The sequence below is a fragment of the Xylanibacter ruminicola Ga6B6 genome, from assembly GCF_000687715.1.
Lineage (GTDB): Bacteria > Bacteroidota > Bacteroidia > Bacteroidales > Bacteroidaceae > Prevotella > Prevotella ruminicola_B.
This window is the reverse complement of sequence record NZ_JHXD01000003.1, coordinates 238,962-254,403: the sequence shown is the minus strand read 5'-3', so window position 1 is coordinate 254,403 and position 15,442 is coordinate 238,962. Positions and strand designations below refer to the sequence as shown.

11 protein-coding genes are annotated in these 15,442 nt (G+C 51.2%); 6 read left to right on the top strand and 5 right to left on the bottom strand.

Annotation, left to right across the window (positions count from 1 at the left end; translation table 11 throughout):
* The coding region (locus T500_RS16825) for a transposase (protein ID WP_155267420.1) at positions 1–276 on the bottom strand (276 nt) is incomplete at its 3' end.
* A gap of 378 nt (positions 277–654) precedes the next feature.
* Between T500_RS16825 and T500_RS0103845 the strand changes: the two genes are divergently transcribed.
* Complete coding sequence (locus tag T500_RS0103845; protein WP_028907012.1) at positions 655–2,247, top strand: CTP synthase; 1,593 nt, start codon at positions 655–657, stop codon at positions 2,245–2,247.
* 3 nt (positions 2,248–2,250) lie between these two features.
* The gene (locus tag T500_RS0103840) at positions 2,251–3,999 is read left to right on the top strand and encodes an amidophosphoribosyltransferase (RefSeq protein WP_028907011.1); all 1,749 of its coding nucleotides are present in this window, start codon (positions 2,251–2,253) and stop codon (positions 3,997–3,999) included.
* 33 nt (positions 4,000–4,032) lie between these two features.
* On the opposite strand, the gene T500_RS0103835 is transcribed toward T500_RS0103840, so the two are convergent.
* On the bottom strand, positions 4,033–5,265 hold the full coding sequence (locus tag T500_RS0103835) for an LL-diaminopimelate aminotransferase (protein ID WP_028907010.1): 1,233 nt from the start codon (positions 5,263–5,265) through the stop codon (positions 4,033–4,035).
* A 314-nt stretch (positions 5,266–5,579) separates the two neighbouring features.
* Here T500_RS0103835 and T500_RS0103830 point away from each other — a divergent pair, with 314 nt between their 5' ends.
* The 4 genes from T500_RS0103830 to asnB are packed head-to-tail and all read left to right on the top strand — an operon-like array spanning position 5,580 to position 9,721.
* Positions 5,580–5,927, top strand: a complete 348-nt coding sequence (locus T500_RS0103830; RefSeq protein WP_028907009.1) for a P-II family nitrogen regulator — start codon at positions 5,580–5,582, stop codon at positions 5,925–5,927.
* 47 nt (positions 5,928–5,974) lie between these two features.
* Positions 5,975–7,231 (top strand): ammonium transporter, encoded by a 1,257-nt coding sequence (locus T500_RS0103825; RefSeq protein ID WP_028907008.1) that lies wholly within the window; start codon positions 5,975–5,977, stop codon positions 7,229–7,231.
* A gap of 60 nt (positions 7,232–7,291) precedes the next feature.
* Positions 7,292–7,999, top strand: a complete 708-nt coding sequence (locus T500_RS0103820) for a hypothetical protein (protein WP_028907007.1) — start codon at positions 7,292–7,294, stop codon at positions 7,997–7,999.
* Between the two features lie 57 nt (positions 8,000–8,056).
* The gene (gene asnB, locus T500_RS0103815; RefSeq protein WP_028907006.1) at positions 8,057–9,721 is read left to right on the top strand and encodes an asparagine synthase B; all 1,665 of its coding nucleotides are present in this window, start codon (positions 8,057–8,059) and stop codon (positions 9,719–9,721) included.
* 104 nt (positions 9,722–9,825) lie between these two features.
* Here asnB and T500_RS0103810 read toward each other — a convergent pair whose 3' ends face one another.
* The 3 genes from T500_RS0103810 to T500_RS0103800 form a co-directional block, all read right to left on the bottom strand.
* Positions 9,826–10,500 (bottom strand): ABC transporter ATP-binding protein, encoded by a 675-nt coding sequence (locus T500_RS0103810; protein ID WP_028907005.1) that lies wholly within the window; start codon positions 10,498–10,500, stop codon positions 9,826–9,828.
* Between the two features lie 27 nt (positions 10,501–10,527).
* Entirely contained in the window at positions 10,528–12,879 is a 2,352-nt protein-coding gene (locus T500_RS0103805; RefSeq protein ID WP_196243463.1) for an ABC transporter permease, read from the bottom strand.
* A gap of 135 nt (positions 12,880–13,014) precedes the next feature.
* Complete coding sequence (locus T500_RS0103800; protein WP_028907003.1) at positions 13,015–15,378, bottom strand: ABC transporter permease; 2,364 nt, start codon at positions 15,376–15,378, stop codon at positions 13,015–13,017.
* Between the last annotated feature and the right edge of the window lie 64 nt (positions 15,379–15,442).

The following is a 15,442-nucleotide window of genomic DNA, read 5'->3' as shown; positions in this document are numbered from 1 at the left end:
CTGCAACTCTAACTCACGAACGCGAGCTTCGAGTGCCAGTACCTCAGGAGATTTCTCCTCTTTCTTTTTACGTGCCATATCTTCAAGCGGTTTGGTATCCGCCTGCAAAGATACAACATTTTTTGATTTTCTGTACCGGCTTACCCAACATCTTATCGTACTTGGTTCAACATTGTAGTACTTTCCCAACTCTTCATAACTGTTGGTACCATTCAAATAAGCAGAAATAATCTCCGCTTTCTTCTCTTCTGGAATCCTTGGATTTAAAATTCTCATAAGTCTAACACATTTATTAAGTTTCTAAATGTGTCAACCTATATCAGTATAAGACATGATGTCTGTTTCTATTAATAGTAGCAATTGTTACCATTAATAGTAGCAACTGTTACCATTAATAGCAGCAACCTGCATAATAAATACCATGTCCGAACTCATCGAGCACTGGGGGCAACCAGCTGCATGGGCCTGTAAACGGAGCGGCCATCAATCAACGGGATTGGTGGCCGTTTTTGTTTTAATCTGTAAGCAAAACAAAACAGAATTCTTTCAGGTTGATAGTTGGAACCAAAATGAAGATTTAAAATCAGGACCAAATATTGACTGGAAACGGGAAAATGCTTACCTTTGCAGTCCATAAAAAGGATAAAGGTTTTTATGGAAACAAAGTACATATTCGTAACAGGAGGTGTGGTTTCTTCGCTTGGCAAGGGAATCATATCGGCCAGTATTGGTAAGTTGCTGCAGGCACGCGGCTACAAAGTGACTATACAGAAATTCGACCCGTACATTAACATCGACCCGGGTACGCTGAACCCCTACGAGCACGGCGAGTGCTACGTAACAGCCGACGGCTTTGAGACCGACCTTGACCTGGGACACTACGAACGATTTACAGGCATACACACAACACGAAACAACAGCATAACAACAGGACGCATTTACAAAACGGTAATCGACCGTGAGCGTCGCGGCGACTACCTGGGTAAAACGATCCAGGTAGTGCCACACATCACAGATGAGATTAAGCACCGCATGCTTAGAGAGGGCCTCGATGAGGGCTTCGACTTTATCATTACCGAGGTGGGCGGCACCATCGGCGACATTGAGAGCGCCCCATTTATGGAGGCCATCCGACAGCTGCGTTACCAGCTGGGCCGCAATGCCGTATGCGTACACCTTACGTACGTACCTTACTTAAAAGCCGCCGACGAGTTGAAGACCAAGCCCACACAGCACAGCGTAAAGGAGCTTCAGGGTATGGGTATTCAGCCCGACATACTGGTACTGCGCACCGAGCGCCATCTCGACGACGGCATGCGCATGAAGGTGGCATCGTTCTGCAACGTAGATCTGGAGTGCGTGGTGCAGAGCGAGGACCTGCCCAGCATTTACGAGGTGCCCGTGAACATGCAGCACCAGGGACTTGACGCTGCCATTATGCGTAAGATTGGTATCCCCGTAGGCGAGACACCTGCCATGAAGCCCTGGCGCGACTTCCTTGACAAGCAGCGCCGTGCCACCAACGAGGTACACATCGGACTGGTAGGGAAATACGACCTGCAGGATGCTTACAAGAGTATTCGCGAGAGCTTGAACCTGGCCGGTATCTACAACGATGTGAAGGTAAAAATGCACTTTGTAAACAGCGAGGAGATTACCAAGGCCAACGTGGCCGAGAAGCTGAAGGGGCTGGCAGGTATCGTGGTTTGTCCGGGATTCGGACAGCGTGGTATCGAGGGCAAGATCATTGCCGCCGAATACACCCGCACCAACGATATCCCCACATTCGGTATCTGCTTAGGCATGCAGATGATGGTGATTGAGTTTGCCCGCAACGTGCTGGGCTACAAGGATGCCAACAGCATGGAGATGGACGAGAACACGCCACACAACGTGATTGACATTATGGAGGAGCAGAAGAACATTACCGAGATGGGCGGCACCATGCGCCTGGGCGCTTACGAGTGCGAGCTGGTTAAGGGCAGCCGCGTGTACGAGGCCTACGGCGAGGAGACACTCATCAAGGAGCGCCACCGCCACCGCTACGAGTTTAACAACAAGTACCAGGAGGAGTACGAGGCCAAGGGCATGAAGTGCGTAGGTATCAACCCCGATGCCAACCTGGTAGAAATCGTAGAGATTCCCGAGAAGCGCTGGTACATCGGTACACAGTTCCACCCCGAATACTCATCAACGGTACTGAACCCCCACCCACTGTTTATGAGTTTCATTAAAGCCTGCAAATAACCTATGGAGCAACTGAAGCATGAGTGCGGAGTGGCGATGATTCGCCTGCTGAAGCCGCTGGATTACTACGAGAAGAAATACGGCAGCTGGGCCTACGGTTTTAACAAGCTGTACCTGATGATGGAGAAACAGCACAACCGCGGACAGGAGGGCGCCGGTATAGCCAGCGTGAACCTGAACAACAAGCCCGGCACCGAGTACATGTTCCGCGAGAAGGCGGAGGGCAAGAATGCCATTACCGAGATATTCAGTCGCGTTACCGAGGAGATGAAGGGCGAGCTGCTGATGGGCCACCTGCGCTACTCGACAACCGGCAAGAGCGGACTGACGTTTGTACACCCCTTCCTGCGCCGAAACAACTGGCGCGCCAAGAACCTGTGTCTGTGCGGCAACTTTAACATGACCAACATCGACGAGGTGTTCGACTTCCTGACCGCCCAGGGCCAGAGTCCACGTATCTACGGCGACTCGTACATCACCCTGGAGCTGATGGGACACCGACTTGACCGCGAGGTGGAGCGCCTGTATCAGGAGGCCACCGCACAGGGTCTGACGGGCATCGACATTACCAACTATATCGACAACCACATTGAGATGGCCAACGTACTGCGCACCACCATGCAGCACTACGACGGCGGTTTTGTGATGTGCGGCTTGACGGGTAGTGGCGAGATGTTCAGCGTACGCGACCCATGGGGCATACGTCCGGCCTTCTACTACCGCGACGACGAGATCATAGCACTGGCCAGCGAGCGCCCCGTGCTGCAAACCACATTTGATATTGATAGTAACGACGTGCATGAGCTGCTGCCAGGTCAGGCACTGATAGTACATAAAAACGGCAAAAGCCGACTGGAGCAGATTATGCCTGCCCAGAAACTGAGCGCCTGCTCGTTCGAGCGCATCTACTTCAGTCGCGGTTCCGACTGCGACATCTACCAGGAGCGCAAACGACTGGGCGAACAGCTGACTCAACCCATCTTAAAGGCCATCGACGGCGATGTAACCCATTCAGTTTTTTCCTATATCCCTAACACCGCCGAGGTGGCCTTTTATGGGATGACAGACGGATTCCGCAAGCTGCACGGCGATGTGCGTACCGAGAAGGTGGTGTGGAAGGACATCAAGCTGCGCACCTTTATTACCGACAACAGCGAGCGCAACGATCTGGCTGCCCACGTTTACGACATCAGCTACGGCAGCTTGCAGGCTGGTGTGGATAACCTGGTGATTATCGACGACTCGATTGTGCGCGGCACCACGCTGAAGGAGAGCATCTTTAAGATTCTGGACCGCCTGCTCCCTAAGAAGATTGTGATGGTATCGAGCTCGCCACAGATCCGTTACCCCGACTACTATGGTATCGACATGGCCCGACTGGAGGAGTTCTGCGCCTTCCGTGCCACCATGGCCCTGATTGAGGAGCGCGGCATGTGGCAGCTGGTAAACGACACCTATCTGGCCTGCAAGCGCGAGTTAACAAAGCCCAAGGAGGAGATGCAGAATTGCGTGCGCGCCGTGTACGAGCCGTTTACGGTAGATGAGATAAACAAGAAAATTGTTGAGATGTTGCGACCAGCCGACATGCAGGCACCCATCGAACTGGTATTCCAGAGTATCGAGGGCCTGCACAAGGCTTGCCCCAACCACCCAGGCGACTGGTACTTTACAGGCCACTACCCCACTCCGGGTGGCGTAAGGCTGGTAAACCAGGCGTTTATAAACTATGTAGACAAGGTAACAAAAAAGTAGGTCCCGAAAAGGAACCTACTTTTTTTTCGTCCATTACTTTTTTAACCAATTCTCGATGCGGTGCAGCGCCTCGTCGGTTTGTTCGTGACTGCCGAAGGCCGTGAATCGTACGTAACCTTCGCCCGATGGACCGAAGCCCACACCTGGCGTACAAACCACATGGGCACCGTACAGCATCTCTTCGAAGAACTTCCACGATCCCGAAATACCGGGTGTCTTGGCCCAGATGTAAGGGGCATTCTCGCCACCGTAACACTCAAAACCTAAACCACGCAGGGTGGTAAGCATCTTCTTGGCGTTCTGCATGTAGTAGTTGATAGTTTCCTTAACCTGCTGCTTGCCCTCGGGGGTATAGATGGCCTCAGCAGCACGCTGCGAAATGTAGCTGGTACCATTAAACTTGGTACACTGGCGACGGTTCCACAGGGGGTTAAGAGGGATGCGCTCGCCATCGAGAGTGGCAGCCGTAACCTCCTTAGGCACGATGGTGTAGCCGCAGCGCACACCAGTAAAGCCTGCCGTCTTGGAGTACGAGTGGAACTCGATAGCGCACTTGCGGGCACCACGAATCTCGTAGATGCTATGGGGAATCTCATCGTCCTGGATGTAAGCCTGATAAGCAGCATCGTAGAAGATGAGGGTATCGTTCTTAAGCGCGTAGTTTACCCACTTGCGCAGCTCGGCCTTAGAGATAACGGTACCTGTGGGGTTGTTAGGATAGCACAGGTAGATCACGTCGACACGGCGGTCGGGCAGCTGGGGCACAAAACCGTTCTCGGCATTACAAGGCATATACAGCACATTAGACCAACGACCATTCTCCTGAACTCCCGCACGACCAATCATCACGTTCGAATCGATGTAAACAGGATAGATAGGATCGGTAACGCCGATAGAGTTATCCCAGCGCACCAGTTCCTGAATGTTACCCGTATCGCTCTTGGCACCATCGTTGATAAACACCTCGTCGCGATCCAGATGGATACCACGTGGCAGGAAATCGTTCTTCAAGATAGCATCGCGCAAGAAATCGTAGCCCTGCTCAGGTCCGTAGCCACGGAACCCTTGACGGGTGGCCATTTCGTCGGCAGCCTTGTGGATAGCCTCGATAACGGCTGGCGCCAGTGGTTGCGTTACATCGCCTATACCCAGCGAAATGACATCCACCTTGGGATGCATGGCCTTAAAGGCGTTTACCTTTTTTGCAATGTCGGCGAACAGATAATTGTTCGGCAGCTTCAAGAAGTGGTCGTTTACTAATGCCATATAATATAAACCTATTTAATTTCGGGTGCAAAGGTAGCACTTTTTGAAAGAAAATTCAAAAAATACTTAGCATAATCACCTTCGATTTAATGAAAAGTAACAATTCGTAAGCATTAATAGTTGTTTTGCTTACAATTTAAAAGTAAAACACTGTTAACGCTAACAAAAAGATAACGACTTAAAATCTTTTATAACAAAATGAAACAAAAAGCACTTGTTTTACTTACAAAATGCATTAACTTTGCACCCAAGAAATGACAAAGTGTCATCAATTTAACAATTTATTATAATAATTAGGTAAAAGTTTAAGAGGTATGAAAAAGATTGAAGCGATTATCCGAAAGACTAAGTTCGAGGAGGTGAAAGCTGCTTTGCTATCATCCGACATCGACTGGTTTGAGTACCACGACGTTCACGGCATTGGTCAGAGCCGTCAGGAGCGCATCTATCGTGGTGTACAGTACAGTACCGACGTAATCGAGCGCGTGGCCATCACCATTGTGTGCCGCGATATGTTTCTCGATCCAACCGTAAAGGTCATTCTGCAGGTAGCACACACTGGTGAAATCGGCGACGGTCGTATCTTTGTAAGCGATGTGATTGACACTTGGAGCATTCGCACAGGCGAGAACGGCGACACCGTATTGAGAGATAAGAAATAGTTCTTTGAACATTGAACATTAAGAATTAAATTAAAATTTTCAGGATTATGAACGAAATTGGAATTTCACTCGATACCGTATGGATGCTATTGGCAGCTATGTTGGTTTTCTGGATGCAGCCAGGTTTTGCGCTGTGTGAAGCTGGATTTACACGCAGTAAGAACACCGCTAACATCCTGATGAAGAACTTTGTAGATTTTATGTTCGGCTCGCTGCTGTTCTTCTTCCTTGGCTTCGGCTTTATGTTTGGTGGCGACGTGCTGGGCGGTTTTATCGGTATGCCTAACTGGGGCGACCTGAGCTTTTACGAGAGCGACCTGCCTGTAGAGGGTTTCCTGATTTTCGAAACCGTATTCTGTGCCACTGCCGCAACCATCGTTAGTGGTGCTATGGCCGAGCGCACAAAGTTCTCGATGTATCTGGTTTACAGTGCAGTTATCTCACTGATTATCTACCCTGTAGAGGGTCACTGGACATGGGGTGGCGGCTGGCTCTGCAACGATGCTGCCGATAGCTTTATGATGACTACCTTTGGTGACGTGTTCCACGACTTTGCCGGTTCGGCTATCGTACACAGCGTAGGTGGTGTGCTGGCCCTGGTAGGTGCTATCGCCCTTGGTCCCCGTGTAGGCAAGTATGGTGAGGACGGCAAGAGCCGCGCTATTCCTGGACATAACCTGGCCATGGCTGCTCTGGGCGTATTCATCCTGTGGTTGGGATGGTTCGGATTCAACCCCGGTTCACAGCTGGCTGCCAGCGGCGAGGTTAACCGCATTGCCATCAGCCACGTATTCCTTACCACTAACCTGGCTGCTGTAGCAGGTGGAACTGCTACCATGTTCCTTACCTATATCAAGTATGGCAAACCATCACTCTCACTCACCCTTAACGGTGTGCTGGCAGGATTGGTAGGTATCACCGCCGGTTGCGACCTGGTATCACCCTTCGGCGCAGTTATCATCGGTCTTGTTTGCGGTATCGTACTGGTTTACGCCATCGAGTTTATCGATCACAAGCTGCACATCGACGACCCTGTAGGTGCTTCGTCAGTACACGGTGTTTGCGGTATCCTGGGTACCCTGATGACCGGTCTGCTGTCAACCTCAAACGGTGCTTTCTACGGCCACGGTTTCGGTTTCTTCGGTGCTGAGCTGTTCGGTATTCTGGTTATCGACCTCTGGGCTGCTTTATGTGGTGTAGTATTGTTCTACAGCATTAAGAAGATTCACGGCCTGCGCGTTAGCAAGCGTATCGAGGAAGAGGGCTTGGATATCTACGAGCACGGAGAGATGTGCTACAACTAAGACATAATTATATAAAGAGAGAGATTTTACCATTAGTTAAAAATTAAAAGAGAACGAATTATGAAAAAGATTGTTTTAATGGCGCTTATGTTCGCCGCAGGAATGGGTGCTTCGGCACAGGATGAAGGAGTAGAAACCACAGTTGCTGCAGATGTAGTAAGCTCGTATATCTGGCGTGGCCAGGATTGCGGAAGTGCAGCCATCCAGCCCACACTGGGCATTGGCTACAAAGGCCTCTCACTCACAGCATGGGGCAGCTACGGACTGGTTGACACCAACGATGCCAAGGAGTTCGACCTGACACTGGCCTACACTGCAGGTGGTTTCAACATCGGCTTGACCGACTACTGGTTCAACGCCGGACTGGATCCTGAGGGTCGCTACTTTAAGTACGACGCCCATGGCACCAACCATATCTTCGAGGCAAACATCGGTTACGACTTTGGTGCCGCCAGCATCCAGTGGTTTACCAACCTCTCGGGTAACGACGGTGTAAACAAGGATGGTAAGCGTGCCTACAGCTCGTACGTAGAGCTGGGCGTGCCCTTCAAAGTAGCCGCAGTAGATTGGAGCGCAACCGTAGGTGCTGTGCCTTACGCCACCAGTTTCTATGGTACCGATGGCTTTGCCATCACCAACCTGGCACTCAAAGCTACAAAGGATATTAAAGTAACCGATTCGTTTAGCATCCCAGTGTTCGCCCAGGTGGCTGCTAACCCCTGTGCCCAAAAGGCATACTTCGTCTTTGGATTCACGCTTCAGCCGTGAGTCCAAGGACTCTTTTAAAAAAGCAAACATTCAAAACAACTAAAAAACAATAATATTATGTGTGGAATAGTAGGTATTTTCAACGTAAAAGAGCAGTCGCAGCAAATGCGACAGAAGGCTTTGAAGATGAGTCAGAAAATTCGCCATCGTGGACCCGATTGGAGTGGTATCTACTGTGGCGGCTCGGCTATCTTAGCCCACGAGCGATTAAGTATTGTTGATCCAGAGTCGGGTGGTCAGCCCCTGTTCTCGCCCGACCACAAACAGGTGCTTGCCGTTAACGGCGAGATTTACAACCATCAGGAGATACGTCGCCGCTATGCCGGTAAGTACGATTTCCAGACGGGTAGCGACTGCGAGGTAATCCTGGCCCTGTACCGCGAGAAAGGTATCGACTTTCTGGAGGACCTGAGCGGTATCTTTGCCTTTGCCCTTTACGACCAAGAAGCCGACGAATTCCTGATTGCTCGCGACCCTATTGGCGTTATCCCACTGTACATTGGTTGCGATGCCGACGGAAAGGTGTACGTAGCCTCGGAGCTGAAAGCCCTCGAGGGCCAGTGCGAGCACTACGAGCCTTTCTTGCCCGGCCATTACTACTGGAGTGCTGACCCAGGACAGAAGCGCTACTACAAGCGCGACTGGATGGAGTACGATGCCGTGAAGGACAACCCCGCATCGGTTGAAGCTATCCACGATGCACTCGAAGGTGCGGTGAAACGCCAGCTGATGAGCGACGTGCCTTACGGTGTACTGCTGTCGGGTGGACTCGACTCGAGTGTTATCTCGGCCATCGCCGAGAAATACAGCGAGATGCGTATCGAGGACGACTCGAAAACCAAAGCCTACTGGCCCCGCCTGCACTCGTTTGCCGTAGGACTGAAGGGTGCACCCGACCTGGCCAAGGCCAAGCTGGTGGCCGACCACATCGGTACCGTTCACCACGAAATCAACTACACCATACAGGAGGGCTTGGATGCCATCCGCGACGTGATCTACTTTATCGAGACCTACGACGTGACCACCGTACGTGCCTCAACACCTATGTATCTGCTGGCGCGTGTCATCAAGTCGATGGGTATCAAGATGGTACTCAGCGGCGAAGGTGCCGACGAGATTTTCGGTGGCTACCTGTACTTCCACAAAGCCCCAACGGCCAAGGACTTTCATGAGGAAACCGTTCGCAAGCTCTCTAAGCTGCACCTCTACGACTGTCTGCGTGCCAACAAGAGCCTTTCGGCATGGGGTGTTGAGGGTCGTGTGCCATTCCTCGACAAGGAGTTCCTGGATGTGGCCATGCGCACCAACCCCGAAGCCAAGATGTGCCCAGGCAAAACCGTTGAGAAGAAGATTGTACGCGAGGCCTTTGCCGACATGCTGCCCGAGGCCGTTGCCTGGCGCCAGAAGGAGCAGTTCAGCGATGGTGTAGGCTACTCGTGGATCGACACCCTGAAGCAAATCACATCCGAGGCCGTTACCGACGAACAGATGGCCCACGCCGCCGAGCGATTCCCAATCAACCCACCCAAAAATAAAGAGGAGTATTACTACCGCTCTATCTTTGCCGAGCACTTCCCCAGCGATTCAGCTGCCCTGAGTGTGCCCAGCGAGGCCAGCGTAGCATGCTCTACCGCCATCGCCCTGGAATGGGACGAGGCCTTCAAGAACTTAAACGACCCCTCGGGTCGTGCCGTTAAAGGCGTGCATGAGCAGGCCTATTAACGGAACGTCCTCACGTTTAAAGGCGTGCATGAGCAGGCCTATTAAAAAAAGCGGCCCTTCCTTTTCGGAGGAAGGGTCGTTTTTCTGTTATGACAATGCGGCGCTTACAGCGTAACCTCGGGTACTACCTGACCGTCGAGCAGGTTGATGGTGCGCTGGGCATAACCGGCATCGCGCTCCGAGTGGGTTACCATTACCACGGTGGTACCCTCCTGGTTGAGCTGGGTAAGAAGCTGCATCACCTCCAAACCGTTCTTTGAGTCGAGGTTACCAGTGGGCTCGTCGGCAAGGATAATCTTAGGATTCATCACTACGGCACGGGCGATGGCCACACGCTGCTGCTGACCTCCAGAAAGCTGCTGTGGGAAGTGGTGGGAACGATGACTGATGGCCATGCGGCGCAGTACCTCCTCGACCCTTGCCTTGCGCTCCTTCTTGGGCACACCCAGATAAGTAAGAGGCAACTCTACATTCTCTTCAACATTCAATTCATCAATCAGGTTAAAGCTCTGGAACACAAAACCAATCTGGCCCTTGCGAACCTTGGTACGCTGGCTCTCCTTGAGCGAGCCCACATCCTGACCATCCAGCAGATACTGACCGCTGGTAGGATTATCGAGCAAACCCAGAATGTTAAGTAAGGTTGATTTACCACAGCCCGATGGACCCATGATGGCCACGAACTCGCCTTTCTTTACTTCGAGCGATACACCGCCCAATGCAACGGTCTCCACCTCTTCGGTACGGAACACCTTCTGAATGTTTTCTAACTTAATCATAAGTTTTATTATTTAAAGATTTACTATTTATTCGTTCTTAAGATAATCAACTGGATTGCTGCTGGCCACACGATAACAGCCGATGCAAACCACCGAGAGGATAACCACCACTACCGCCAGGGCGCAAAGGCCGAAGAGTACTGGCGGCAGAACAGCCTTCTCGCTGAACTGCTCTAACCACAAGCGCGATACATACCAGCCGCCGATGGCACCGATAACCACTGCAGGCAAAGCCAGGCGCAGAATGTCGCGGATAAAGAGCTGCAGCACATCGATGATATGGGCACCGTTCACCTTGCGCACGGCAATCTCCTTCTGTCGGCGAGCCAACTCACCTGCCAGATAACCAATCAGTCCGATCAGGGCGATGATGAGTGCTACCAAGCCACCAATCATCACAGTACTGCGGAAGCGGTGGGCGTCGGTATAAAGCTGCGTCATCAGCATGGTATAGGGGCGCATGGTTATATCGGGATTCTCGGGAATCAACTCGTGCAAGCGCTTGTTAGCGGCATCGAGTGCATCCATATCGTGGAAACGCACGGTGATATGGTGGGTGTACCTCATATGCTGGTCGTAGAAACAGATGCTTGGACGGGTATCGGGATAGGTGATACTACCGATGCGGGGATCGTCGAACACACCCACGATGGTGTAAGGACCATTATATGATGTGCAGATGACCTGCTTGCCTACAGCCTGATCCCAACCAGCCAGCTGTTTCATCTTCTCCTCGAACTTACGACTTACCATCGCCTCGCGCATGGTGTCGGTCTGCTGCGTAAAGGTACGACCGGCAATCACGGGGATACCCATCACCTCGAAGTAATCGTCGCCCACATCAAACAGGTCGGCCACATTCATGTATTCCTTGTCATCGCCTGGCAGGAAGATGTTATCGCCACTCTGCATCTCGGGCAGGTAGGCATAAGATGTGGTAACACCTTTCACACCCGACAGCTTTTTGAGCTCACTAACCACCAGTCGTTTCTGTGTCAACGAGAGCTCGTCGGTATTGAGATCGGCCAGGGTCGAATAGTCGTAACCTGGATTATCGTTCACCATCAGCTGATACTGGCGACCTACCACCAGCAGTAATACGAAGAGGAAGGTGGCCGAAGCAAACTGCAAACCCAACAACAGCATTTTCCACGCACGGTGCGAATGGTTGTAATGCTTAAAGGCAGCAGTCATGGGGATGTGGGTGTAAGCCCAACCGGGCACCAGACCAGTGATAACCAGCACCACCAAACAAGTAAGGGCGATGAACCAGATGTTATGACCTGTAGTAAGGATGACCGGTAGTGGCGTGCCCGTAAGATCCTGAATGGTATCCTGGAAGATGAACAGCAAGCCTGCGGCCAGTGCCAGCGATAACAGCAGGTGCAGCACACTCTCGATCATTACGCGACCGTAGATGTTACGTGCCTCGGCACCATAGCAACGGTGTACAGCCATCTCGCGGGCTCGGCGACCGATGCCACCAACCACCAGCAACAGATAGTTCATCACCGCACAGCCAATCAGCACTATGGCCAGCAACGAGATAATCCATATCATGCGACGTGTAGCATCGTCCTGTGTATGATAGTCGGCCAACGGGCGCAGCGAGTAATCGAGATCCACACCGGCCTTCTTCAGTTCGTCGGCAGGCAGGTTATCATGGCGCATCTTCTTTATCTGCGGTTTCAGGTCGTCGGGGGTGATGCCTTTGGCCAATCGCACATAGCCGAAGTAGCGGTCGTTACCCACCCAGTTGTCGCGACCGTCCCAGGTTATCTGGGGCAGTGTGGACATCGATACCAGCACCTCCAAGTCGTGCAGACGGCTGTTCAGCGGGATATCCTCGTAGATACCGCCAATAGTGAGTGCCAGATTGCCACGCTTATTATAATACACCTTCTTACCAATCACGTCGCCACCCAGTTTCTCGGCTATCGACTGCGGAATCATGCAGTAGTTGGGCTGACTGAGCGTTTTCTTAGGATTACCTGCCAGAATACGGTAGGGAAACACATCGAAGAAACAGCTATCGGTAAAGAAGAAATTGGTACGTATGCGCTTATCGTCTTCGGTAACCAGTGGCAGGTCCCAACCAAAGCCTGTATAGCGGGTAGCCGCCTCGACCTGGGGGCAGTAACGCTTCAAGCCGTGAGCGATAGCACCCGAGGTCTGTGAATAATGCGTGTATTCACCATCGCGGATGATATCCTCATAGAGCACATAGATGCGGTCGCTCGTGTCGAAGTCTTTATCCCACGACTGTTCGAAACCAGCCTTACCTATCAATACTACACCTGTAGCCAGACCAACAGCCAGACAGAGAATCTTGATCCAATTGTGCTGACCACGCTGATTGAGAGATTTGATAACGTTCATATGCATTATTTGTTGATGTTTACGCTGCAAAGATACGGCTATTAACCTATATCTGCAAGCTTTTTGCACGGCCCGTAGGCGGTATGTCTAAACATTATACGGTTCACTGTATGATTTTTATACACTTGCCACCAGTTACTCGGTTTTAATGCTCTCAACCGGGTTGGTACGCACGGCTTTGATAATCTGGATGCTAACCGAGAGCACAGCTACCAGCAGGGCAAAGGCACAGGTAACAGCGAATATCCAAGGACTCAGGCTGATGCGATAGCTGAAGTTGCTCAACCAGTCGGTCATCACGTACCACGACAGCGGGATGGCGATGACAAACGATACCAGCAATGGTGCACAGAAGGTGCGCAGCATGAGCGTCATCACCTCGTGCGAGGTTGAACCCATAATCTTACGGATACCAATCTCCTTCTGTCGCTGACGGATAAAGAAGAGCGACATACCGATGAAGCCCATCACCGAAATAACGATAGCCACAATGGTAAAGAGCGAGATGATCTTCAGCGTGTTCTGCTGGTCCTCGAAGGTTTTGGCAATATTTTCCTCCAGCGGCTGCACATACCACTCCATATCAGCCTCAGGTATGCCCAGCTCCTTTTGCATGGCAATAAAGGCAGCCTTAGCCTGCTTGTCGCCATTGGTCTTCACCAGGAACGAAGGATATTCGAATGTATCCGTTAATCGGATGGCAAACGGATCAACACCTTTCAGCACGTTGATACGATGGATATCGTAAAGAACTCCTGCGATAGGATTCTTATTCTCTGTACCCCAGGCAATCGTCCTGGTAGTGTCGGTATATTCCATCTGGCGCATGGTTTCCTCCGTCAAGTAGTAACCGTCGCTGGTTGGTCCATAGTCTTTCTTTTTCTTAAATCCATAAAGATCGTAGGCGGTTTTATCAAGGTCTAATAGCATAATGGTAACCATTTTACCATCGCGCTTAATGCTTCGCATGCTACAGCTACCAGTTGCCAGCGAGGTATGCGAGAATGTACCTATCTTCTCAACAAAAGGCATCTTCTCCAGGAGGTTTCTTACCGTCTGATCCTTACCGTCGAGCGCGTTTATTACAAACATATTCTCGGTGTTGTAGCCCAGCGGGGCATGAATGAGATGATTCAACTGCAACCAGATAACAAGCGCCGAGGTAAGCATCACTACCGTAACTACATTCTGCAGAATGATAAAGATCTTACCCAGCACCATCTTGGAACGGAAACGGAAACTGCCCTTCACGATGTCGATAGGCTGGAAGCGTGAGATCTGCCACGAAGGCATGATGCCCGAGATGATACCCACCAACAGGATGAAAGCGATGCTGACACTAACGGTGCCCAGACTGATGTCGCCAGCAAGGTCGATCTTACCCTTAAACAAATCGATAGCCTCATCCTGCAAGGCAAAGGCTAAAGCCAGACCGATGGCAAACGATACGGCCACCATCAGGGTTGATTCGGCAATCAACTTCAACGAGATATCCTTCTGACTACTACCGAAGAGTTTTCGGGTGGCCATCTCCTTGGCACGGAAGCCTGTGTTGGCAACCGTCAGGTTGATGTAGTTGCTGATGGCAAAGAAGAGGATGGCCAGCACAGCAGCCAACAAGATGTGGAGCCGTGTTTTGTCGCCTTTCTGCATGCCCGCTCCATTGTTCTGTGGCGCAAACATGATGTCCTTGAGTGGCGTAAAGGTCAGGTTCTGCGCCTCCCACTTACCATAATAGTTCTTGGCCAGGTAATCAGCGATAACAGCTTTCTTGCTGTCGAGGTTTGCACCTGGGCGCAGCATCAAGAACACCTTACTACAACCATGGGGGCCGTAGGCCATTGTATAGTTCTCGAGCTTGTAGCCCATCACCTGCGGATAGCGTGCCATGTTTACGATAATCTGTGTTTCGTTGGGCAGCACGGTATGATCGAAGTCCTTAGCCACGGCACTCACGGTATATACCGACGTACTGTCGTAAGGGTCCTCGGTTCCAATCGTCACATGGCGCTCGCCAGTAATCTGAATCGACTCACCCATAGGGTTCTTATCGCCAAACAAGCGCTTGGCCAGTCGCTCTGTAATCACGCACTTATCGGGTTTATCAAGCGCATAACGCTTGTTACCCTGTGTCAACTCATAGTCGAAGATGTTGAAGAAAGAAGAATCAACCAACAGGATACTGCTCTTGTCGTCGCCATCTTCTATCACCCTTTCGCCATACTTTATCTTTCCACTCTGGCTCATCACGGCGCACGTCTGCCCCACCTCAGGGCATCGTGCCTTGATATCGTCGGCAGCCTGCGGCCACATAAAGAAATTGCTCTGATCACCTACCAGAACGATTCGTTCGGCCTGCTTATGCCACGAGTCAATACTGTACTGGCGCCAGGTGTAGTCGCCCAGCAGGATGATAAACATGAGTGACACTACAAGCCCTACTACATTGATTAATGTGTAGAGCTTGTTGCGTGAGAGAAAACGGAAATAACTCTTCATATCATTATTCAATTTATGATTTCTGATGCAAAAATACATCTAAAAAACGCATCCGCCAAGGTTT